At 65.5% G+C, this 22,579-nt stretch carries 23 protein-coding genes and 2 pseudogenes; 18 read left to right on the top strand and 7 right to left on the bottom strand.

All coding sequences use genetic code 11. The features are described from left to right. Positions 1–235 precede the first annotated feature (235 nt). From APZ21_RS19985 to APZ21_RS19965, 5 genes are all read left to right on the top strand, one after another. Complete coding sequence (locus APZ21_RS19985; protein WP_043737892.1) at positions 236–790, top strand: GNAT family N-acetyltransferase; 555 nt, start codon at positions 236–238, stop codon at positions 788–790. Between the two features lie 188 nt (positions 791–978). Continuing rightward, complete coding sequence (locus APZ21_RS19980; protein ID WP_051047385.1) at positions 979–1,917, top strand: phosphotransferase; 939 nt, start codon at positions 979–981, stop codon at positions 1,915–1,917. A 29-nt stretch (positions 1,918–1,946) separates the two neighbouring features. Continuing rightward, positions 1,947–2,663: a HalD/BesD family halogenase gene (locus APZ21_RS19975; protein WP_051047386.1), complete on the top strand. Its 717-nt coding sequence runs from the start codon at positions 1,947–1,949 to the stop codon at positions 2,661–2,663. Positions 2,664–2,705: 42 nt separating this feature from the next. After that, positions 2,706–3,470: an alpha/beta hydrolase gene (locus APZ21_RS19970; protein WP_232110914.1), complete on the top strand. Its 765-nt coding sequence runs from the start codon at positions 2,706–2,708 to the stop codon at positions 3,468–3,470. Between the two features lie 41 nt (positions 3,471–3,511). After that, complete coding sequence (locus tag APZ21_RS19965; protein WP_232110915.1) at positions 3,512–4,129, top strand: acyltransferase; 618 nt, start codon at positions 3,512–3,514, stop codon at positions 4,127–4,129. Between the two features lie 13 nt (positions 4,130–4,142). Here APZ21_RS19965 and APZ21_RS19960 read toward each other — a convergent pair whose 3' ends face one another. After that, a complete protein-coding gene (locus tag APZ21_RS19960) occupies positions 4,143–4,877 on the bottom strand; it encodes a glycosyltransferase family 25 protein (RefSeq protein ID WP_043737899.1) in 735 nt (244 codons plus the stop codon). Continuing rightward, a complete protein-coding gene (locus tag APZ21_RS19955; protein ID WP_082393300.1) occupies positions 4,874–6,094 on the bottom strand; it encodes a hypothetical protein in 1,221 nt (406 codons plus the stop codon). The genes APZ21_RS19960 and APZ21_RS19955 overlap by 4 nt, the downstream gene beginning before the upstream one ends. Before the next feature lie 401 nt (positions 6,095–6,495). Here APZ21_RS19955 and APZ21_RS19950 point away from each other — a divergent pair, with 401 nt between their 5' ends. Genes APZ21_RS19950 through APZ21_RS19940 form a run of 3 tightly spaced genes read left to right on the top strand, consistent with a single transcriptional unit; the run spans position 6,496 to position 11,963 of the window. Further along, positions 6,496–7,500 carry a PqqD family peptide modification chaperone gene (locus tag APZ21_RS19950; RefSeq protein ID WP_043737901.1) on the top strand — a complete coding sequence of 335 codons (1,005 nt, stop codon included), beginning with the start codon at positions 6,496–6,498 and terminating at the stop codon, positions 7,498–7,500. Between the two features lie 24 nt (positions 7,501–7,524). Continuing rightward, a complete protein-coding gene (locus APZ21_RS19945) occupies positions 7,525–8,919 on the top strand; it encodes a radical SAM protein (protein ID WP_051047388.1) in 1,395 nt (464 codons plus the stop codon). Continuing rightward, positions 8,916–11,963, top strand: a complete 3,048-nt coding sequence (locus APZ21_RS19940; RefSeq protein WP_051047389.1) for a glycine--tRNA ligase — start codon at positions 8,916–8,918, stop codon at positions 11,961–11,963. The genes APZ21_RS19945 and APZ21_RS19940 overlap by 4 nt, the downstream gene beginning before the upstream one ends. 116 nt (positions 11,964–12,079) lie before the next feature. Here APZ21_RS19940 and APZ21_RS19935 read toward each other — a convergent pair whose 3' ends face one another. The 3 genes and pseudogenes from APZ21_RS19935 to APZ21_RS36430 form a co-directional block, all read right to left on the bottom strand. After that, positions 12,080–12,490, bottom strand: a complete 411-nt coding sequence (locus APZ21_RS19935; protein WP_051047393.1) for a DUF397 domain-containing protein — start codon at positions 12,488–12,490, stop codon at positions 12,080–12,082. 2 nt (positions 12,491–12,492) lie between these two features. Continuing rightward, on the bottom strand, positions 12,493–12,795 hold the full coding sequence (locus APZ21_RS36035; protein ID WP_275426218.1) for a Scr1 family TA system antitoxin-like transcriptional regulator: 303 nt from the start codon (positions 12,793–12,795) through the stop codon (positions 12,493–12,495). A 22-nt stretch (positions 12,796–12,817) separates the two neighbouring features. Then, positions 12,818–13,363: pseudogene (locus APZ21_RS36430) on the bottom strand (Scr1 family TA system antitoxin-like transcriptional regulator); the annotation flags it as partial. Between the two features lie 495 nt (positions 13,364–13,858). On the opposite strand from APZ21_RS36430, the gene APZ21_RS19925 reads away from it, so the two are divergent. Together APZ21_RS19925 and APZ21_RS19920 are read left to right on the top strand one after the other, a co-directional pair. Further along, the gene (locus tag APZ21_RS19925; protein ID WP_138456834.1) at positions 13,859–14,674 is read left to right on the top strand and encodes a hypothetical protein; all 816 of its coding nucleotides are present in this window, start codon (positions 13,859–13,861) and stop codon (positions 14,672–14,674) included. Between the two features lie 38 nt (positions 14,675–14,712). Further along, positions 14,713–15,006, top strand: coding sequence for a hypothetical protein (locus tag APZ21_RS19920; protein ID WP_043737905.1), 294 nt, complete (start codon positions 14,713–14,715; stop codon positions 15,004–15,006). Positions 15,007–15,035: 29 nt separating this feature from the next. Here APZ21_RS19920 and APZ21_RS19915 read toward each other — a convergent pair whose 3' ends face one another. Next, the gene (locus APZ21_RS19915) at positions 15,036–15,971 is read right to left on the bottom strand and encodes an SUMF1/EgtB/PvdO family nonheme iron enzyme (RefSeq protein WP_082393299.1); all 936 of its coding nucleotides are present in this window, start codon (positions 15,969–15,971) and stop codon (positions 15,036–15,038) included. A gap of 66 nt (positions 15,972–16,037) precedes the next feature. Further along, the gene (locus APZ21_RS19910) at positions 16,038–16,817 is read right to left on the bottom strand and encodes an aminotransferase class IV family protein (protein ID WP_043737908.1); all 780 of its coding nucleotides are present in this window, start codon (positions 16,815–16,817) and stop codon (positions 16,038–16,040) included. Between the two features lie 200 nt (positions 16,818–17,017). Between APZ21_RS19910 and APZ21_RS19905 the strand changes: the two genes are divergently transcribed. The 8 genes and pseudogenes from APZ21_RS19905 (at position 17,018) to APZ21_RS19880 (ending at position 22,575) form a co-directional block, all read left to right on the top strand. After that, positions 17,018–17,221, top strand: coding sequence for a hypothetical protein (locus APZ21_RS19905; RefSeq protein ID WP_043737910.1), 204 nt, complete (start codon positions 17,018–17,020; stop codon positions 17,219–17,221). Positions 17,222–17,227: 6 nt separating this feature from the next. Continuing rightward, the gene (locus APZ21_RS34810) at positions 17,228–17,509 is read left to right on the top strand and encodes a hypothetical protein (protein ID WP_068048176.1); all 282 of its coding nucleotides are present in this window, start codon (positions 17,228–17,230) and stop codon (positions 17,507–17,509) included. After that, a complete protein-coding gene (locus APZ21_RS19900; RefSeq protein WP_054814844.1) occupies positions 17,478–18,455 on the top strand; it encodes a nucleoside hydrolase in 978 nt (325 codons plus the stop codon). The genes APZ21_RS34810 and APZ21_RS19900 overlap by 32 nt, the downstream gene beginning before the upstream one ends. After that, on the top strand, positions 18,455–18,682 hold the full coding sequence (locus APZ21_RS34805) for a hypothetical protein (protein ID WP_043737912.1): 228 nt from the start codon (positions 18,455–18,457) through the stop codon (positions 18,680–18,682). Before APZ21_RS19900 ends, APZ21_RS34805 begins: the two co-directional genes overlap by 1 nt. Before the next feature lie 28 nt (positions 18,683–18,710). Then, the gene (locus tag APZ21_RS19890; protein ID WP_054814843.1) at positions 18,711–19,505 is read left to right on the top strand and encodes an SAM-dependent methyltransferase; all 795 of its coding nucleotides are present in this window, start codon (positions 18,711–18,713) and stop codon (positions 19,503–19,505) included. A 92-nt stretch (positions 19,506–19,597) separates the two neighbouring features. After that, a pseudogene (locus APZ21_RS36425) lies at positions 19,598–20,140 on the top strand (D-sedoheptulose-7-phosphate isomerase); the annotation flags it as partial. A gap of 96 nt (positions 20,141–20,236) precedes the next feature. Next, positions 20,237–21,601, top strand: a complete 1,365-nt coding sequence (locus APZ21_RS35710; RefSeq protein WP_232111129.1) for a PfkB family carbohydrate kinase — start codon at positions 20,237–20,239, stop codon at positions 21,599–21,601. Beyond that, on the top strand, positions 21,598–22,575 hold the full coding sequence (locus tag APZ21_RS19880; RefSeq protein ID WP_043736640.1) for an NAD-dependent epimerase/dehydratase family protein: 978 nt from the start codon (positions 21,598–21,600) through the stop codon (positions 22,573–22,575). Before APZ21_RS35710 ends, APZ21_RS19880 begins: the two co-directional genes overlap by 4 nt. Positions 22,576–22,579: the final 4 nt, after the last annotated feature.

Genomic DNA, 22,579 nt, shown 5'->3' with positions numbered 1-22,579 from the left:
AGTTAGTTCAGTCAATACGTCATCGAGGCTTGCGGCGGGGTCTTGGAGGGGGTCGAGCTTTGGGCCGACGGCAGCACGATGCGACGGTACTGGATCGACTAGAGGCGCCATTGCTCGATCGTGGTCCCACCGCCGTCCCGCACCTTGGCGGTGAAGCCATTCCGTTGGCCGAACCCGCAGATCTCGGGTGTGAAATGGGCGTGCGCCTGCGTGGGCATCTCGGCAGGATGCGAGCATGGTTGCCCCGTTGGATATCCCGCGTTTGACTGCAAACGACAGATTTGTGCTCCGCTCCTGGGAGATCAGCGACCTGCCTCTGGTTCGAGAGGCGTCGAGCGACGATCACATCCCGTTGATCACGACCGTTCCGGCGGTGTACTCGCGAGAAGCAGGCGAAGCCTTCGTGCGTCGGCAGTGGGAGCGTGTATCGACCGGCAGTGGGTATCCGTTCGTCATCGTGCGGGTTGAGGACGGTCGGCCGCTCGGGTCGGTCGGTCTGTGGTTGCGGGACCTGGACGAGGGGCGTGCGATGCTGGGCTACTGGGTGGTCAAGTCCGCTCGTGGTCAGCGGGTCGCTGCGGAAGCGCTTCGAGCGGTCACTGCCTGGGCCCTTACTGACCTGGAGATCCGCCGCCTTCACCTATATGTCGAGCCCTGGAATGCCGCATCCCAGCGGACGGCTGAGCGTGTGGGTTTCCAGTGTGAGGGCCTGCTCCGCAGTTGGCAGCTGGTCGGCGAGGAGCGTCGGGACATGATCATGTATTCGATGTTGGGTTCTGATCTGTCCTGATCGGCCGCCTGTTGGCTGACCTCGGTGGGCACCTCCAGATTCGGTACCGTCGCTTACGACCATGACGGCCTCCTACTCGGTCAGGGCTACTATGACCCGCTATCGCCCGGGACGACGATCATCCCGGACGGGCTGCCGAGCGGGAAATTAGCTGGTGAAGGCCGCTGTTCGCGCGGCACTATTGTCCGATGACCGAGATCGAAATCCCGGTGTCCCGGATCGCGTGGAGCGAGCTGCCCATCTCGGTGCGAGGCGAGATCGAGAGTCGCTTGGGCGCGGGAGTGCGTTCGGGATCGACCCAACCGGGCGGATTCAGCCGCGGAATGGCATCCCGGCTAGCGATGGTGGACGGTCGCACGGTGTTTGCCAAAGCAATCCCCATCAGAGACCGTTTCGCCCACCGGTACCGGATCGAAGGCGACACCGCGACTCAGCTCCCAGCAGAGATCCCGGCACCAGCGGTGAGGTTCATGCTGGAAATCGACGGGTGGCGAGTCCTGGTATTCGACGACGTCACCGGTCGCCATCCCCGTTTCGACCAGCCTACGGAATTGGCGGCGGTGCTCGCCGTGGTCGAGGACATGGCACGGATGCTGACACCGAACCCACTACCGGACGTACCGACCCTGGCCGATGATCTCGGATCGGACTTATCAGGTTGGCGGAAGCTGGCCGGCGGCGAGCTGGCCGGTAACTTGGACGAGTGGTCGGCCCGGAACGTGGATCGGCTCGCTGTTCTCGAATCCGGGTGGGAGCGTGCCACGGTCGGGCAGACGTTGCTGCATACCGATCTTCGCGCCGACAACATGCTGGTGCGCCCCGATGGCACGGTGATGATCGTGGACTGGTCCTGGCCATCCGTGGGTGCGGCGTGGGTGGATCTGGTGTTCCTGGCGACCGCCTTCGCCCTGCATGGGGTCGATCCCGAACCGATCCTGGGCTCGCACGCCCTCACCCGGGGCGTCGATCCTGATGCGATCTCTGCGCTGGTGTGCGCGCTGGCGGGGTACTGGATCCGAGAGAGCCGTCGGCCTGGAGGGTCGCAGTCGGTGGCTCTGCGTCGGCACCGCGCCGAGTCAGGTCGCGCAACGGTTGCGTGGTTGCAGCGGCGGGTCGGGTGGAAGTGAGCGCAGCGCGGTCCGCTATGACCGGTGGTGTGAACACGAGGTACGAAGTCGAACATGCGCAGCGGATCGCCGCCGCGCATGACGACCTGGAGCGGCACGGTGCCGCGGTGGTGTCCTGGCTCTTTCCCGCGTCAGTTCGGTATGCGATTGCGGCTGAGGCCATCTGGTTGGCGGAGCAGTTGGGCGTCCGTCGGGACTTGGCTTTCGCCGAGACAGGTTTCACGCCTCGCCGGATGAGGAACGTGAGGCGGGCGCAGATCGCGGAGAGCGGAGTTGTGATCCGGGAGACGTATGCATCACCCGAGGTCGCCGAGGTTGTGGCTGCCGTGGCCGGTCAAGCTGTGTATTCATGCCCGTATGAGCCCGAACAGTTCGTGGTTACCCAGCTGGACCGGGTGGGTGACACGCATGGATGGCATTGGGACGATTACAGTTTCGCGCTGGTGTGGGTGGCCGAATGCCCGGACACCGTTGACGGCGGATTCGTCGAGTGTGTCCCGGGCACGGTGTGGGATAAGCAGCAGCCGGGCATCGAGCAGGTACTTCGTGATCGCGCGATCCACCGGCTGGAGGCCGGTCCGGGACAGGTGTATCTCATGCGGGCGAGTACGACGCTGCATCGGGTGCACCCGATTCGGCGGGGCCGCCGCACGATTGTGAACATGGCGTTCGCGGCGGAGGATGAATTGTCGCGGCCCGTATCGCACGAGACGATGGACGCACTGTGGTCCGAGCCTGGGGATTGAGCGGAGGAAACCTTGCCGGTTGAGAGCGTCACATTGGGATCAGTGGACGGTGTGCGGCTCGACGCAGCGGTCCATATGGCATCCGTTCCGGCCAAGGGGGTCGTGCTGCTGGTGCACGGGATCACTGTGGATATGGACGAGGGCGGTGGGATGTTCGTCCGCTTGGCCGAGCGACTGACCGCTGTGGGATTTGATGTCGTGCGGTTCTCGTTCCGGGGGCATGGAAACAGCGGTGGGACGCAACGCGGAGTGACCATTGCTGGCGAGTGCCTGGATCTGGAGGCTGCGGTGCAGTTCCTCCAGGGGCGGTTTCCGGGCCGGTTTTCGATTGTGGCGGCTAGTTTCGGGGCCGTGTCCACGGTGCTGTCGCTGCCGTGGCTTGCTGATGGGCTTGATCGGTTGGTGCTGTGGAATCCTGTCCTCGACCTGCGGCATACGTTCCTGGAGCCGGATTTGGCGTGGGGTGAAGAGAACTTCGGCGCGTCGCAGCGCAAACTATTGCACGACACCGGAGTCCTGGTGGTCGACGGGGAATTCGAACTCGGCCGCGTGTTGTTCAGCGAGTTCGCCCACTACGACCCACTGGCACGATTCCTCGACAGCACCGTGCCGTCGCTGATCGTCCATGGAGACCGTGACACCGCGGTCTCCTACGAGATTTCCGCTCGGGCCGCGATGTCGAGGCCGAATACGGCGCTGCGTACCATCGCTGGTTCGGATCACGGCTTCGACTCGCGGGAGCGCGAAGATCAGGCGATCTCGGAGACGGTTGACTGGCTGGTCGGCCAGGTCGCGCCCGCCTCGTGACTCCCAGGGACCTGCACGGGCCGATTCGGCTCGGTGATGATGTGATCATCGGCGAGCACTGCGTTCTGGGATGCCCGAAGGAAACGCGTCTGCGGGAAGCTCAACGTGGGCGATGGTCGGCGGGTACTCCTGTCGTGATCGGAGATCGGAGTCTGCTGTTCAACCAGGTCATCATCCAGGAAGGCACAGCTCTTGGCATGGAGTGCGTGGTAGAAGACCGGGCACGGATCGGGTACGGGTGTGTGATCGGCGACCGGACCCGGGTCGTCCACGGCGCCTACATCTGTGATCGCGTCACGATCGGCGCGGACGCGTGTGTCGCTGGGTTCGTTTGCGATGCGACGGTGATCGGTGACCGCGCGACCGTGATGGGCGAGCTGGTCCACGAGTACACGAGTCCGCATCTGGGTTGGTGGGGAGTGGATGAAGAACCGCCCGTGGTCGAGGCGGATTCGGTGGTCGGGTTTGGTGCACGAGTGGTCGGCGGCGTCCGGATCGGGCCTCGCAGCTACGTCGCGGCCGGCGCGGTCGTGACCAAGAACGTGCCGAGTGAGCACGTCGTCACCGGCGTCAATGTTCACACGCCGATCGGCGAGTGGCCCGGTAAACGTCTTTCGGCGCTGATCGAACACTGGACGGCACCGCGACCGATGCGGTGATCGAAGCCGCGCATCACCACCGAATGAAGTCGGAATTCTCGGTGTCGCTGCCGGCGTCGTCCTTCGGTCGTTGTGTGACCAGCGGCGGATCGAACGCTAGCGCGGTGAGTCGCGGTGCGAACCGTGCCCGCACATCGGGTCGTGGATGTGGTGTGTAGAGGGCGGGAAGGAACTCGTCGACCGGCACGATGGCCTCGGTGAGTTCGGTGGACAGTGCGGTACGCAGGCCACTGCGAGTGAGCAGATAGGCGTAGCTGCAGTGGCTGTAGCCGGGGTGGACGATCCCGGGAACCGGCGTAGGGGTGTCCGGCCGGAGCAGGTCGCGCCCGAGGTACAGCATGTCGAATGCGATATCGACTTCGTCGATCAGGTTCAGGGTCTGGAGAAGGCGTGGTGCGAATTCCGGTGGGAGGGTCGCGTCGTCTTCGAGGATCAGAGTGTACGGGGCTGCGCTGTGCTTCTCGGCGTGGTTCCAGCATGCGAGATGAGCGAGAGTGCAGCCTATTTCGCCGTATTTGAGCGGTCGATTCCACCACGGGTTGTCGGAGTCGATTTGCCAGTCGAACAGCTTGATTCCAAGCGCCTGGAGGTCGCTGGTGGCGAGTTGCCGGCCGTCGATGACCACGTCGAGGTCCGAGGTGTAGGTGACCGTCATTGCCGAAGGTAGCCGGGCGCTGATCCATGCTCGGCGGTCTTTCCGCCGTGGCAGATTCACGACATAGGTGGCGATGTCGTCCAGATTCGTCACGCCGTTTGCCCGGGGGAGCAGCGGTGATGGCAGGTGAAGCGTTTGGTGTTGTCGATCACGACTCCCCAGTTCGCGCCGTGGGGGCGGGACATGAGCAGCAGGGGCTCCATGACGGTGAGGTCGGCGACGTCGGTGATGCCGCCGACGCGACGGGCTTCGGTGACCACGACGAAGTCATCCTGACCGACGTGGTCGGAGAGGTATTCGACATTGGTGGGTCCTCGTCGTGGATCGAGTAGTGCGCGGGCCGCGCCGAGGACCCCGAGGGTGAGGCACCCGCCCAGCAGTAGCGCGGTGGTTCCCTGCACGGTGAGCCGGGTGAGCACGGCGAGGTCTTCGATCAGCTCGCCACCGGGTGTCCACCGTGGAGCCATACAGAGGTTGTCCAGTTCGGGTACGACGAGCGGGTCGTCCTCACCGAGCGGATTCGCATCAAAGTAGAAGGGTAACTGAGGGAGGAACTCCCGGTATTTGGCGTTCCACGGTGGGCCGCCGATCACCACGAGAACCTCGACCTGGGTATCGAAGTACTCCGAGGGCGCGAAGTCGCGCACAACCGCGGTGGGAGCGAGTTGCGCCAGTTGGGTGCGGACGAAGATCAATGTGTCCAAGTCAGCGAACTTGGCATACCGCAGGTAGTTCCGATCCTGTGGTGACGCATACTCTGGACGTTCGTCCACGGGGATTTCGGAGCAGACAATGTCGACGCCACCGCTAGGACGCAGGCCCCAGAACCGGCGCACAGCATCGTAGGGATCCTGTTTGCTGGCCCGGCCGTGGTGGCTCGGGCTGCGGTCGATGGCCTGCGTCTGTGCCCCGTCAGGAGCCGACGAGATCGTTACCAGGAGATAAGCCAGGGTGTCGAGGGCTTGGTCGGAACGGCGGCGCACGGTCTTGACCGCGCACTTGAGGTGCTGGGCCAGGGACTCTTGCCTGTCGGTGAGCGTCGGGTAACTGTGGTCAGGTCGAACGTTGAAATCCACTTCGGCGTAGACCCGCTCGCTCTCGGTGAGCTGACCGATCGCCTGACGCAGGATTGCGGCGAGATGTTCGATGTGTTCGGCAGAGCCAGGCTCGGTGTCGGAGTCGCGGCACAGATATGCCTGCACAGGTTCGTCGATGATGGTGAGCAGTGCTGTGGGCCGCGCCAATCCGAGTCCGCGGCGCACCCGTCTCAAGCTGTCCTTCACCTGGTCGATAGAGGGCGGCGCCAGCATCTGTCCACCTTATGTCCAGCGAAGGCGAATGCGACATCGGGTTTCCCGAGCGGCCGTACTACCTGTGTCCAGAAAATGTCCACTCCAGTCCAGGGTGTCCAGAAACTCGGGATGCAGCAGGGATAGCACATACAGCGCAGTGGACAGACACTCGAATCGTGGCTGATCGAAAATCTGTTCGGAAGTAGCAGGATTCGTGCACTCCAGCCACCGTCCAGGAGACCGACGGAAGGGAAAAGTCATGTCGGAGCACGCCACCACCACGGCCGAGCGTGGGGAGTACGAAGCCCCCAAGGTGGAGACGAAATCGATGATCAGCCGCCAGTGCGACTGAGATGACAACCCTGGTCGGCCGCGGTGTGGTCGGCCAGGGACCGGCGGCAACAACAAGGGGTGGTCGAATGCTGACCTTGTACGTGGGTGATCTCCACTTTTCGGGATGGTCGATGCGCGGTCGAGTCGCGGTGGCCGAGAAGGGCCTTCCAGTGGCCGAAAGGATCGTGGAGCTGGATTGGCCGATCCGGGAAAGTCCGGACGGGGTGCTGTTCGCCGGCGACGGGACCGACGAACGCGAGGCCGGTATCGGCTGCGCGTGTGATGCCGACGAACTCGCGGAAGCCGATGTCGAAGGCATTCTGGAGGACTCCGCGATGTCGCTGCTGCCTCGGGTCCCGATTCTGGCCGACACCGAGACCGGAGCCGTTGCCGGAGATGTGGTCTCGATCGCCGAATACCTCGATGAAATCGCACCGGACTCCGGTCCCAGCCTCATGGGCACCACGCGACGCCAACGGGCCTTGGTCCGCTCTATCTCCGCCTGGGCGAGTCACGACCTGCCGTACCTGCGCGAGGGCGCGTCCTACGCACGCTCGCTCCGTACCGCCCCCGGCATTCCTGGGCCCGGCGCGGTGGAGCAGGCACGGTGGCTGTGCGATGTAGTGTCCGGATTGTTGCGCCGTTCGGGCGGTCCGTTCCTCGTCGGAGACTTCGGGCTCGCGGATGTGATGGTGTCGACCTACTTCCAGCAGCTCCGCGGCTGGCATATCGGCATCGACGACCCCACCGTGCGCGACTACGCGGGTCGACTGCTGGAACGACCGTCGGTCGCTGACCACATCGACCAGGCCCGCGCGATCTACCGGGCCATCGACGAAGCCCCGACCGGGTCGCCGCAGTGGATCCTGCGCCACTACCGCTATCACCCGGGCAAGCAATTGCTGCACGACTGGCAACGCGACCGCTGCGAACAACTGGTCAACACCACCGCCGCGGAGGCAGTACAGCTGGCCTATCAGGGTCTCGACCTCGAGCAGATCACGCAGACGCTCGCCCAAACCTATGAGGTGCCGCCGGAGCGCGTTGCCGACGACGTCACCACGTTGTTCGCGCGGCTATCACCCGCCTGACCGCTCGACGCGAGGAGCATCGCTATGCCCGCCACCCTGTCCCGGGCCCTGACCCAGCAGCTGAGATACCGTGCCGACCTCGGCCTGCTGTTCGACCCACACACCGGCACCTTCCATCGACTCCGCAACGCGGTCGCCGAATCGATGGTGTCCCTGATGTTCTCCGGCGCCGATGACGACACCGTCATCGGCGATATCGCGCAGCGCTACAACGCCGCCCCCTCACGCGTCGCCGCCGACGCCGCCGACCTGGTCGCCACCCTGACCTCCCCGCAGCCAGCAGCCGTCCAGGACGACGGCCGCGGATCGTTGCTGGGCGTCGACAAGCGGTTCGACACGAAGCTGGACTTCCCGCTGCGGCTGGAAATCGAGCTCACCGCCGTATGCAACTGGGCGTGCGGATTCTGCTACAACGTGTGGAAGATCGACCCGGACATGAGCGACGCCGAGGTCCGGCGCGCGGTAAAAGCATTGCCGGAAAAGCATATTCCGACCGAGCTGGCATGCTCGATCCTCGACGAATGCGCAGACCGGGGCTGTTTCGTCATCCGCTACAGCGGCGGTGAGACACTGCTGCACCCCGATGCGATGGAGATCTTCGAACACGGTGGACGCCGCGGCCTGTACCAGGTGGTGTTCACCAACGGCCACTTCCTCACCGCCGAACGGGCGAAGCGGCTGGCAGCAGCGAACGTGCGCTGTGTCCTCGTCTCGATCCACGGCGACCGCGACACCCACAACGAACTGACCGGCCATCCCCGCGCCTATGACCGCGCGATCGACGCGATGCGACTGCTGATCGACGCCGGCATCACCGTGGTCGCGGAGATGACACTGGTCAAAAGCAACATCGACGGTGCGCTGGACGTCATCCGCGATGTGCATGCGCTCGGGGTGCGCGAGTTCGGCGTCATGCGCTACGTCCCGACCGGCCGCCACGACGACCGCTACGGCATTCCGGTGTCGGTCACCATGCCGCTGATCACCCGCATCGACCACCTCCTTGCCACCGAATGCCCCGGGATGACGGTGGCGTGGCCCTGCGCGCAGAAGGTGTGCACCTCCGATACCGACACCCCGTTACGGTCCGACGACCCAACCCTCGGATTGCGGCTGTCGCAGATATCCGGGCACTGCGAATCGGGAATGGTGTGGGGCAGCGTCTCCTACGACGGCCGATTGCGGAACTGTCCGCACTCCAACGTCTACTTCGGTTCCCTGCACACCGAACCCCTCGCCGGAGCATGGCCCGCCTTGACCGACGCCGTGCACGCAGCGGTCGCCACCAGGCCAACCTGCACCGGTTGCGCAGTCGCCGACGCCTGCCGCGGCGGCTGCCACCTGCCCAGCTTCTTCGCTCCAGCGACCGGAGTAGCGCTCGGAATGCCCGCTCTCGCCACCGATAGGATTTCCGGATGACCACGGCAACTGCCCACAACGACAACCCCTCCGTCCCCGTATCGATGCAGGAAGCGATCCTTCGTCTGCAGGCGTACTGGTCGCAGCGAGGTTGCCTGCTGGGTCAGCCGTTCAACACCGAGGTCGGTGCCGGCACGATGAACCCCGCCACGCTGCTGAGTGTGCTGGGTCCGGAAATCTGGAACGTCGCCTACGTCGAACCATCCGTACGTCCCGACGACTCTCGATACGGTAAGAACCCGAACCGCTTGCAGACCCACACCCAGTTCCAGGTGATACTCAAACCTGAACCGGGTGATCCGCAGGAGTTGTACCTGGGTTCGCTGGCCGCGCTCGGTATCGACCTCGATGCCCACGATGTGCGGTTCGTGGAGGACAACTGGGCTCAGCCGGCGATCGGGGCGTGGGGTCTGGGCTGGGAAGTCTGGCTCGACGGTATGGAGATCACCCAGTTCACCTACTTCCAACAGGTCGCGGGACAGAACCTCGACCCGATCCCGGTCGAGATCACCTACGGCCTCGAGCGGATCCTGATGGCGATCCAGGGCGTCACACACTTCGAGCACATCGCCTACGCGCCCGGCGTCAGCTACGGCGAAGTGTTCGGCCAGTCTGAGTACGAGATGTCGCGCTACTACCTCGACGACGCCGACATCGACACCACCCGTGGCCTGCTCGCCGCGTACTCGGCCGAAGCCGACCGGATGATCACCACCCGGCTGCCGGTCCCTGCGCATGTACATGTCCTGAAATCCAGCCACGCATTCAACATTCTGGATTCGCGCGGTGCGGTGAGTACAGCCGAGCGCGCGAAGTGGTTCGCGGTGATGCGCAAGCAATCCCGCGAGATCGCCGCCCTGTGGACCGACTTACGTGCGGAGGCCGGGTATCCGCGCGGAGTACACGCCCCGCCGCCGCTGGCCACTTCTCCCGTCGATCCCGCCACGATCACTTCAGCACCCGGATCGGTGCTGCTGTTCGAGATCGGCACCGAGGAACTACCGCCGCATGTCGTGACCGCGAGCATTTCCAGCGTGCGCGCCACACTCATCGAACTCCTTGATTCCACTGCCCTGCCGCATGGTGAGATCACCGTGCAGGCGACCCCACGCCGGATCGGCGTGCGAGTCGAGGGCATCGCCGATAGGGAACCCGACAGCGTGAACGTGCGCCGGGGCCCGAAGGTCGCCGCAGCCTACGATGCCGACGGTAAATCCACTCCGGCTCTCGCCGGTTTCCTTCGTGCGCAGGGTGTTTCGGCCGATGATCTGCAACGGATCGAAGTCGGCGGTGCCGAGCACGTCGCGGTCGAGAGCACTCGCGCCGGCCGTTCGGCGGCAGTGGTACTCACCGATGTCCTGTCCCGGCTCACCCTGTCGTTGCGGGCGGACAAGAACATGCGCTGGCGTGATCCGGAATTGAGTTTCTCCCGCCCTATCCGATGGCTCACCGCGCTACTCGGCGACCAGATCCTCCCGATCACCGCCGGCACATTGGTAGCGGGCCGCAGCACCCGAGGCCACCGCCAGTCCGCTACACCGACGTTCGATCTCCCTGCCGCCGACCACTATCTCCCAGTACTCGAGGCCGCGGGAATCGTCGTCGACCCGGTCGAGCGCCGCGCACGCGTCGTGTCCTCGGCCGCCGCTCTGGCTGAGGCCGCGAACGGCCGGATCGACGTCGACGGCGACGCCGACCTGATCGATGAGATCACCAACCTCGTCGAATCCCCGACCGGTATCCTGGGCCATTTCGACCCGAAATACCTCGACCTGCCAGAACAAATCCTCATCACTGTGATGCGCAAGCATCAGCGTTACCTCCCGGTCCGCTCCGGCGCGGGTGACCTGCTGCCGGTCTTCGTGACGATGGCCAACGGCGACTGCGACGCCGACGTCGTCCGCGGCGGCAACGAAAACGTGCTCCGCGCCCGCTTCGAGGATGCCGCGTTCTTCTGGAATGTCGACCTGACCATCGCCCCTGACCAGTTCCGGGCCCGGCTCGGGGCACTCATGTTCCACGAGAAGGTCGGCACCATGGCTGACCGCGCCGACCGCATTGCCACAGCGGCCTCCATACTTGGCACCCGCAGTGGCCTCCCTGCTGCTGACGCGGCCACCTTGACCCGCGCTGGTGCCCTCGCGAAGTTCGACCTCGCCACCCAAATGGTGATCGAAATGACCTCCCTCGCCGGCACTATGGCGCGCGAATACGCGACCAAGTCCCGCGAATCCGAACCAGTGGCCACGGCACTGTGGGAAATGGAGCTGCCCCGCTCGTCCGGAGACGACCTCCCCACCACCACACCCGGCGCGCTCCTTGCATTGGCAGACCGCTTCGACCTCCTGGTCGCGATGCTCGCCGTCGGCGCCAAACTCACCGGCAACGCCGACCCCTACGGCCTGCGCCGCGCGGCAGCCGGAATCCTGGCAATCCTGCGCGACCACCCCGAACTCGCCGACGTCACCATCCCAATCGGCCTCAGGACCGCCGCCGACCAACTCCGCGGCCAGGGCCTCACCATCGACCCCGCGGTCCTGTCCACTGCTGAGGAACTGATCACCACCCGCTACGAGCAGCGACTCCGCGACGAAGCAGTCGGTCCAGGACTCATCGCCGCAGTCCGTCCCTCCGCCGAGGCCCCGCATCGCGCGGACATGTTGATCGACCAGATCAGCGAAGCCAGCGAGGACAACCGATTCGCCGACCTTGTGGAAGGACTGCAACGGATCATGCGGATCCTGCCTCCCGCCGCGCCCACCACCTACGACCCCGCTAGGCTCATCGGCCCCGCCGAGCAGCAGCTCCTGACCGTGATGGGTTCGGTGCCTGTTGCCGATGGCAAGCCGTTGACCGAATGGATCCCCCACGGCCACACCCTGATCGAGCCACTGACCACGTTTTTCGACGATGTCCTGGTCATGGCCGACGACCCCGCCGACCGCACCGCACGGCTGGGTCTACTGGCCGCGATCCTGGCGAAAGCTCCAGCCGGAATCGACTGGCGAGAAGTCCACCAAATGCTGCAGAAGCGGGATGGATGACACTCGTCGACCCGGCACCGCGCAGGCGGCTGGAGCCATGGCGGATCGCGACGTCATTGTCAGACGGTCAGAGCTTCCGTCATGAGTTACCGCTGCCGCCGCGCGGGCCGCCGCCGTCAATTCGTGTTCGGCAGGAAATCGAATTCGCCGTCGCGGGCTCCGGCAACGAAGGCGGTCCATTCGCCATCGTCGAAGCGGAGCCTGATCGCGCCATCCGCAGTCTGGACGAGGGTGTCCGCTCCGTCCTTGCGGACATTGACGATGCCGTTGGCGCTGCGCGAGCCGCTGCGCGATTCGTCGATAAACGCGGTCCATGCGTGGAGATCGAAGGTGATCGTGCCGTGCGAGGGGTGCTTGCTGTGCCGCAGGTAGACGCGACTATCGCGGGGGGCGACGTCCACGCAGTTCTCACCGGCCCCGCTGTGGCTGGATGTCCGCCAGCCGGCGGAGGGGGCGACCTCGACGCAGTTCTCGCCGTTGCTGCTGTAGCTGGATGTCCGCCATTCGAGGCGGGTGCCGGTGTTCACCGTCACTCCTTGTCTGTCAGGGTGCTGATTCGGGCTCTGATGACTTCAGCGGAGTCGGACTCCGACAGCGCTGCCTCACAGAGCCGGTCAGCTGCCATTTTATACAACTGCACCTGGTCCTGTTCCTGCATGTACAGGGCGCCAGCCGGGTATTCGACATATCCGATCGATTGGGCATTGTCGAAGTTCAGCAGCATGAAGTCGCCGTCGAGTCCGTCGTGGACGGTGACGCTGAGCGGCATGATGTGCAGCTCGACGTTGTCGAGTTCCTGCAGTTCGAGTAGGCGCTCGAGTTGCGGCCGCATCACCGTAGAAACCGCCGACCAGGCGATCGAGTACGACTTCCTCCAGGACGGCGCGATACCGCAGCGGGTTGTTTGCTGCGGTGAGGCGTTGTCGTGCCATCCGCGCCTCCACAACCTGAGGTGCATCGATCGGCGGAACTCTCAGGTTCCCCTGAAGAAGCGCCATTGCGTACTCGGGTGTCTGGAGCTGTCCTGGGAGCAGTGTCTGTTCGTAGGTGAATACCGAGGTCGCGAGCCCTTCGAGTCCGACGAAGGTGCGGAACCAGTTCGGGAAGGCGTCGCCGAACGGCGCCCACCAGATTGTCTGGTCGGCCTGGGACGCGAGCGCGGCGAGGCGTGTGATGTGGACGTCGTCGGCGCCATAGAGCTTGAGTAGGTGAGTTACCTCGTCAGGTTGTTGCTGATTACGGCCCGATTCGAGGTAGTTGATCTTTGTCTGGGTGCAGCCGAGGTGTTCGCTGGCCTGGCGCTGTGACATGCGGGCTCGTTCCCGAGCGTCGCGTAACTCCCGGCCGATGAGGAACCGCAGGGCATTCGGATCTGACCGGTCCCATCCTGGCGTCGTCATCGCGGCCTCCATTCATCGATCGTGCGTTAGCACCCTATCCCGCCTCTCAGGGTGGATCGCCCCATCCCTTGCGGCTGGTATATATACCAGCTACATTACTCTCAATGTCGTGGCATGAGTAACACATCAATACCGCGCACTCAGCGAGTGTTCGAGTGATCTCAGGAGTGATCAGCCATGCAACTTGTAACTGGAGCCGATACTGACCGGCTGTCCGCGTGGTATGTCGGGCAACAGTCGTGGACGTTGCCGTGGATGCAGGGCAGGACGGTGGACACCCTGGCCGCGAATGCGGCTGTTCATGCGGGTGAGGCACTACAGGCTGCGCCTCCACCCGGCGATCCCCGCTGGAGAGATATCCGCTTCGGTGCTGACGCGCTGGGGCTGACCGTCCATGAACTCGCGGTTGTACTGGGTGTCACCTGCACCATTCCTGATCTCCCACCGCGTCGTGCGCGGATCTGGCTACCGGGCGAGCGGAGGTGAGCGCGGGTGTTGTCGAACGCGGACCGAGAACCGTCGTTGATGTACGGGTACCTGCGCAAGGAACTGCTCGGTGACCACCAGAGCGATGTCGAACATCGACTGCGGGATCTGGCTGGGCTGAACGGGTTCAATATCGCGGCCCTCTTCTGCGAGACGGGCGCGGGGACCGGTGCGTTGTGGCAGTTGATGCGGGCCATCGAATCGACCGGTGCCCGCGATGTCGCCGTTCCGTCCGAAGCGCATTTGACTGCGGGCCGTAGTCAGCAGCGGACGAAGTTCCTCCACGATCTCGATGCCGTCGACGGCTTGCGTGTGTGGTGTTTGGACCTGAGCAACCGGTCGGTTGTGCTGAGCGGATTTCGCCGCAGCGTCGTCCTGCCGCGTGAGCGCACGTTGGCTCGACTCCTGCTGCGGACCGGTTCGGTGACTGTAGTGGAGGAGGCCCGCATGGACATCCTCAATACCCTGTCGAGAGCCAGGCTGCGGCACATGGTCGACGACGTCGAACACTTCGTGCTATCTGCTCTGTCCGACTTCATACCCGCAGACAGCGGCGGCAATCCGCCGATCTTCGCCGATCTCACAGCCACGCTGCCGAATCTGACCGAGTCGATCGTTCTGACGGTGTGGCTGTTGCTTCGGGGCCCGGCGTTGGAGGTGCAGGTTCTTCGGTCGCCGATGCTTTCTCTCGAACCGATCGGTCCCGACGTACTTGGCCCGGCAGCGGCTGGCCGACGCTCGCTACGCGGGGGCGCCCGAATCTCTTGGATCCGGCTGCCGATCGAGCCTGGTCAGTCACCGCTGGCGGCGGGGCGAGCATCATGAGGCGGGCATTGGGGATCGTCCGTCGCGATATCGCGGGGGTGGCGGCCGAAACGGTGGCTGCGGGGATCAGGGCGCTGGCGCGCGTGCACCGCATCCAGCTGGACGAGATCGTGTTTCGCGACTCCAGCGAAGGCTTGGTCCGGCTGCTCGCGAATCTGCCCGACTCGGTCGATTTGGTGATGATTCCGTCGGAAGCCCACTTGGGCGCGTGGATTCCCGCCGCCCGGCGCACAGCTGAGGTGTGGTCGGTCGATCGGGGCGTGTGCTGGCCCCAGGGTGAAGGCAGGACGCGGTTGATATCGCGCCCCGATCGCCTGCGGGAGATCCGATGACATCTCTCGCGGGCCACACGGAGTATCCGCTATCGGTCGACTTGGTCCGCCTCGTTCGCGAGGCCGGTTGCGACACATCGGAATCCGGTGTCGTCGTCGAGCATCGAATGCGCGGCGTCGTTGAATGCCGACGGTTCGCCTCGGTCGAAGGGGCTGGTGAAGGCACTGCCTTTGAGTTCGTACCGGCCGCTGGTGGTTTCGGTGGCGGTCCATTCCCAGGTGTTGTCGACGAGGTCGTATACACCGAATGGACTGACACCGCTGGCGTAGGTCGCGACAGGGGTTGTCGTGCCAGGGCCGGAACCGCGAATATTGCATTTGGCTGGGGTCGGTTGGTTTCCCCAGGGCCAGACGTTGCCGCGGGTACCTCGAGCAGCTTTCTCCCACTGCTGGCTGGTCGGCAGGGACTTCTGGGCCCATCGGGCATAGGTGGCGGCGTCGTCCCGGCTCACCCAGACCACCGGGTGATCGGCGATCTCACGGGCCGGAGCCGGACCGCCCCAGTGGTGGGGTGCGGAATACCCTTGGGCCGCCACAAATCTCGCGTAATCCGCGTTGGTGGTCGGGAAGACATCGATCCAGTACCCAGCCACCCATACGGGTTGGTCCTGTGGCCCCGCGAGGTAGATCCCTTCGGGAATCCAGGTCATGAGCTTGCCGTCAGCGGGATGGCGGGTGTCGGTGCGTTGCTCAGGTACGTCGGTATCGCGGGCGTCGCTGAGGACGGCCGGGGATATCGCTTCGACGAACCGGGTCAGTTCGTCGCTGCCCAGCCGCGCCAGGATGGTGTCGAGTGCTGCTTGGTTGACCGGGCGGGGGCGGATGTTCTTGCCGCCGGCCTCCCAGCGGGAGATCAGCCGAGGATTGACGCCGATGTGTGCGGCGAATTCGGTGATACTCATTCGCCGTGCGTCTCGCAGTGCGCGCGCTTCGGCGCCGGTCCAGCTGCGGACCACGATGCCCATCGCCTGTGTGCTCCCTTCCCCGAGCGGTGGGTTCCGAGCCTAGTCACAATAGTGGCGCAAAGCAGGTCAGATGCGTTGCGGGGGAATGGATTCGTACTCTGTCCGGAGCCTGGCGATCATCTCATGGTCGACGGGCAGGTCGACGTTGTCGATGCGGGCGATGGCGCGAACGCCGACCGCTGCGTTGGTCGCGACCGCGCCGTCGACATGCGGCAGTTCGGCCAGCGTGATGGGTTTGACGACGACGTCCTCATCGAGGGTCTGGCTGAGCAGGCGCATCGTGATGCCGGGAAGTACCTCGGCCTGCGGCCAGATCAGCTGGCCATCGGAGATCACACCGATATTGGAGGTCGCGATCTCGGTGATGGTCCCATCGGCCAGGGTGAACAGGACGTCATCAGCGCCATCGCGTTGCGCGAGGCGACGCTGGTAGAGACTGCCGAACAACCCGACATGCTTGGTTTTGGGCAGGTCGCGGGTGTAGACGGCCGACCGCAAAGTCAGCGGGGCCTGCGGGACGGCGGGAGCCTCCCGCGAGGTGACGAGGATCTGCGGGTCGGCGTCGGCTCCAGGTTTGCCGAGCCCGAGGTGCGGGTCGAACACAGTGACGCGAACAACCACCGGAGACGCCGTGTCCGGCAGCGCGTGACGGATGAGTTCGCGTACCCGGTCGGGGTCGAGCTCGGTGTCGAACACGGTGCGGCAGTCGCGGATGAGTCGGTCCATGTGCTGGCTGAGTCCGCGAACAGCGTGGTTCTCGACCCGCATGGACGTGAAGTGCCCGTACCCGACCAAACCCAATGCAGCGAGATCGGACTCGGTGATCGGCGACCCGTTGAGTTCCATGGGGCCAGTCTGTCATCGACCGGCCTGCCTGGAAGCAGCGCTGGGTGCTCAACGTCAGCGAAACGTCAGTGCAACGCCGTGAAGCGACAGTTCCGGCCAAGCGCCCGCACACCGATTCTGAGGTTCATGGAAACCACCGAGGGCAGGGCCGGGTTCGGTGCCCGGCCAGGCCGCTCGATACATGCGCAAGGGGTTCAGTGATGACCGACGATCTGCCGCAGCGTAATCCAGGAGCGACGTTGCCCACGCATTTCGAGCGGCTGGGCGAGGCGCTGGCAACGGTCATCGTCGCCCGAGACGAGTCCGGCGGCCCGCTAGCGCGGTCGTTCTCGTGCGACGAGGCGACGATGCGACGGGTCGCTGAGCAATTACCGCTATGGACCGGCGACCCTGCGGCCGATTGATCCGCCATGGAGCGCCGCCTGGTCGTTGACTTCGACATCCCGGGAGTGCCGGTACAGCACTACCGAGCAGAGCGGTGTGCCGCAGAGGCATTCGCCGCCGAAGCAACACGACAGGGACTGGCGCGTGTGACGGTCGACGATCTGGCGACCGACGAGATGAAACAACTTCCGTACCAGCGGCTTTTCCTACCCAGCAGAAGGGACGACCACACTGATGGACTCGATACGAGCACCGATGCGGCCTGGCATGCGGCCGATGGACCGCATGCCCGCCATTATCTGCACTGATGTCGGGCACGACCCGGACGATTTGCTGGCGCTCATCCTCGCTGCGGCGGCGCTGCCGCTGCGGCTGGTGGTGACCAGTGACGAATTCGGCGGCGGTCAACGCGCAAGGCTGGCGCGGTTCCTGCTGAACTTGTGCGGGCGAACCGGGGTCGTGGTGGTCGCCGGCGCGGAAATCGAGGGCGCGCAAGCGCGATGGGTGTGCGACGGTCTGGTGCCCGCCGGATTCCCGCCAGTCTCGGCGCCGGTGACCGGGTCGGTAATCGACGCCGTGCGCGCGGTGCTGGGCGAGACCGGGCGTGCGGCGTGGATCGGTCAGGGACCGATGAGCAACCTGGCCCACCTCTACGCCGACGCACCGGGGTTGGCGCGGCGGCTGACGATCATGCAGATGGGCGGCGGCTTCGCCCATCTGTACAGACGGCCCGATCGTGCCTCGCACAACCTGCGCATGGACCCCGCAAGCGCCCGGACGGTGCTGACCGCGCCCGATCTGGACGTAGCCTTGGTGACCTCCGATGTCACCTTCACCCCCGAGACCGCGATCGACGCGGACAGCGAGGTGTATCAGCTGCTCGCGGCGGCCAACGCGCCGAAGTGGGCGAAACTCGTCGCTGCGGGCTACGACCGATGGTTCGCCGGGGAACGTTCCGCGTCGATGGCGGCCGACCCGCTGACCGTGACCGCTGCGGCCGGGATGGGCTTCGTCGAGTTCGCCACCCATCACGTGACGGTGGCGCCGGACGCGCGCATGTACGACAACCCCGACGGTGTGGCCCTGTCCATGTCGGTGGCGGCGGACTATGCGGCGTTTCGGGCGTGGGTCACCACGGTGGTGCAGCATGCTCTCGAGGTCGGGATGCGATACGACCCCGCCTTGATCGGGCATAAGCCGGGGAACACCCGACCCGTGGCCACCGGGCACGCCATGCCGATCGGTACCCGGTAATGGCCGACAGCCTGGTGCGAGGGCACCTGAACCCGGCCACCTTGACACACACCCAATCCAATATCGGCGACTGCTTCGCCGACCCCGGCGCACTGACCTACGGCCAGGCCCTGCATGCCCAGACGCTGCACCAGTACTGCTCACCGAGCTGCGGTGTCCGCAACCGAATCGATGAACAGCTCGGGACTGCGGCCAGTGAAATCGGAGAGGCGAGCTCAGATGACTAGTCCCCGTCGCGCAGACAATGAGGCGATCGTGCTCGATCCGTCTCAGGCACACAGCGGACGCATTCACGACGTCCTGTTGGGTGCGGGCAAAGACGCCTATCTGGTGGACCTCGAGGCCGGTCACAAGCTGATCACCCACTCCCGCGCCTTTCTGGTCGCGGCCCGCGCGACACGTTTGTGGCTGCTGCGGGCCGTGCGGTACCTGGCAAGTGAACAGCTGGTACGGCAGTTCGTCGAACTCGGCAGCGGCTACCCATGCTCGCCGAACCTGCACGAGGTAGCCCGCAACTGCGCGCCGACCGCACGCATGGTCTACGTCGATCACGACCCGGTGGTCGCCGCCCACGGCCGAGTATTTCTCGCCGACGAACAAACTGAATTCGTCCACGCCGATCTGAGCGACACCGACGCCCTCGTCACCGAGATCACCGCTGCCATGGATCCGAGCGAGCCGATCGCGGTGTGTCTGTCGTTCGTCGCCGAATTCCTGCCCGACCCGGGCATGGTCGTGGACGCGGTCACGACCATGCTGCCGAGCGGCTCGTTCCTGGCACTCAGCCATATCACACGTGACGCTGATCCCGGCCCCGTCGACCGCGCGGCCGATATCTACACCGGATTCGGCATCGAATTCCGTTCTCGCAGTCGCGACGAGGTCGCGGCACTGCTGGCCGGCTATGACCTCGTCGAACCTGGGCTGGTTGCGCCACACCGTTGGTGGTCACCCCACGACGTCGACCAGCGTCGTGCCCGCAACCTCGGCTGGGAGCCGCCGCAGGCCGACGACCTGTGTTGCCGCGCCGCCGTCGGGCGACTGCGATGACGAGGTGAGCCCCGGCGAACGCCAACCCAAATGAGCATCAAATGTGCTGATGGACAAGGAGATCCGTAACCATGATCGAGGCGGGGAGACAGATGAACGAATCCGGCGCGGATCGCGTCGCGAAGTTGTCCGAAGCCCTGGAACGCACCGATCTGGACAAGGTCCGGTCGTGGGGCCAGATGGTAGCCAGCCGACTACGGCGCGGCGGGCGAGTGCTAGCCGTCGGAAATGGTGGAAGCGCCGCGCAGGCGCAGCACCTGGTTGCTGAGTTGGTGGGCCGGTTCGAGACGGAGCGCAACCCACTCGCTGCGCTCGCGCTCACCACTGACTCCGCGGTGGTGACTGCGATCGGCAACGACTACGGCTTCGACCAGTTGTATGCCCGGCAGGTCCGTGCACACGGTCGGGAGGGCGATGTGTTGATCGCGATTTCCACTTCCGGGTGCAGCACGAACGTGATCGCTGCCGCCACAGAGGCGAACGAGCTAGGGATGCTCACCTTCGCCTTGACCGGTCCCGCTGACAGCGTATTGGCGCGAGTATGCGACGAGGTGGTGTCAGTCGATTCGTCGGCGACCTCAACCATTCAAGAATGCCACCTTCTGATCGCGCACGAACTGTGTGCGGCGGTCGATGCGGCTTTGGCATCCGCCCCGTCGACGTCGCAGCCGACCGAAGCAGAGACCGCCGAGTCCGTCCCGCCGCCGACGGTTGAGCACGCTCGGCGCCTGGTGATTGTCGGTGACGTGCTGGCCGACTGTGACTGGTGCGGTGAGGTCACGCGGGTATCGCCGGAAGCGCCAGTGCCGGTGCTCAGCGCGGTGTCACGGCAGTGGCGACCAGGCGGGGCAGGCTTGGCCGCGATCCTTGCCGCCCACGATGGCTGCGAGGTCACGCTGGTGACCGCGATCGGCGCCGACGAGCCCGGCCTGCGGATTCTCAGCGACCTCACCGAGGCGGGGGTGTCGGTGATCGATCTGGGCATCGAGGCGCCGACCCCGGTGAAGATCCGGATGCGGGCACGCGGACAGACCCTGGTCATGGTCGACGACTCCGATCCGGCGGTGCCGGTGGGCGATCCGCCCCCAGAGGTCGCGCACGCCCTTGTCGAGGCACAAGGCGTACTCGTCGCCGACTACGGGCGCGGGGTAGCCGCCCAACCACGACTGCGAGTACTGCTGGCCACCGTGGCGCGGCGTGTGCCGGTGGTGTGGGATCCCCATCGTCACGGCCCGGCACCGACCGACGGGGTGAGCGTCATCGTCCCGAATGCGGAGGAAGCCGATCTGCTCACCGCCGAGGACGGAGCGGCCGGCGACCTCGACAGCGATGTCCGCCGGGCGCGCAGCCTTCGATCACGATGGCGATGCCAGTACGCGGTGGTCACCCGAGGCGCCGATGGCGCTGTCCTGGTCGGCGCCGACACCGATCCCGCGCACGTATTCCCGGCCCCACGCCGGGAGCAAGGCGATACCTGCGGGGCGGGTGATCGGTTCGCCGTGAGGCTGCTCGGTGAACTGATCGGTAATCGCACAATGTCGACAGCTGTGCAACGCGCCGTCACAGCGGCGGCCGACTACGTCGCCGGGCAACGCGCTACGGCGGGCAACCACCCGCGACCGGATGGCGCGGGTGACGGGTTCGCTGTGGCCGATCGGGTGCACGCAGCCGGTGGCCGGGTGGTGGCCACCGGCGGCTGTTTCGATGTGCTGCACGACGGGCACCGACAGCTGCTGGAGGCCGCTCGCGCCATGGGCGACTGCTTGATCGTGCTGCTCAACAGCGACGCGTCGGTGGCCAATTTGAAGGGACCGAACCGGCCGCTGGTACCGCAAGCGCAGCGGGCGGCGATGCTGACAGCATTCTCCTTCGTCGACGCGGTGCTGGTGTTCGACGAGGACACCCCGGCTGCGCTGTTGGAAAGGTTGCGTCCGCATGTGTGGGTCAAAGGCGGCGACTACGGAGCGACCGAACTACCCGAAACGGCCGTGGTGCAACGTCATGGCGGCCAAGTTGTCGTCGGCCCGTACCTGGAAGGGGTGTCGACGAGCGAGCTGATCGAACGCGCTGTCGCCGGGCGGGTGATGCAGCCATGACCCGCTCCGTGCTGGTCACCGGGACGGCCGGGTTCATCGGCGGGCATGTTGCCACCGGTCTGCATGCGGCCGGGTGGACGGTGACCGGAGTCGACCAGAATCCCGCGGCTACGGCGTGGCCGTGGGAATCGATCACCGTGGACGCTGCCGACCCAGCTGTGCTGGCTCGGATCGCTGGAGGGGAGTTCGCGGTGGTCGTGCACCAGGCAGCGGTCAGCGACACCCTCGCCGCAGATGACGAGCGGTTGCGGTGGGCCAACGCCACGGTGCCGCTGCGGCTGGCTCGCGCATGCACCGACTCCGGGACACGACTGGTGTATGCCTCCTCGGGCAGCGTGTACGGCGTGGTGCCGCACGGGGCGTCGTCCCGCGAATCCGACACCGAGGATCGTGGGCGCTGCTCGGGCCCCCTGAATTGTTACGCGAAATCCAAACTCGTCCTGGATCAGTCGATGCTGCGCCGCGCGGCGGTGTTCGGCCTGGATTGCGTGGGGTTGCGCTACACGAACGTCTTCGGTCCCGGCGAGGAATCCAAAAGCTCGATGGCCTCGATTCTGTGGCAGATCGTCACGGCCGTGGCGGCGCGGCGGCCGGTCCGGTTGTTCGACGACACCTTGACCGCCGCGCGGGACTACCTGCCGGTGCAGGTGCTGGTGTCGACGCTGGTGCGGCTGCTCGATACCCCGCAGGTCGCAGGCGTCTACAACCTCGGTTCCGGGACCGCGATCCGGTTCGAGACCTTGCTGGGCTGGTGTACGGAGTGGGCGGGCGCACCGGTGCCGCTGGTGGGGGTGCCGAACCCGATCCGTGACCGCTACCAGTACTGGACGTGCGCCGATATGCGGCGACTGCGCGCCGCGTTGCCTGGCCTGGAGCCGGTGGACACCGAGGTGATCCACCGGTACGCCCGCGACCTGTTCGACCACGCCCGCGCCGAAACCTTCGGCGTCGGCGAGCTTGTGAAGTCCCTGTGATCGG

Source organism: Nocardia arizonensis, from assembly GCF_001310275.1.
In the GTDB taxonomy this organism is placed as follows: Bacteria; Actinomycetota; Actinomycetes; order Mycobacteriales; family Mycobacteriaceae; genus Nocardia; species Nocardia arizonensis.
This window is presented reverse-complemented; position numbering and strand designations above follow the sequence as displayed.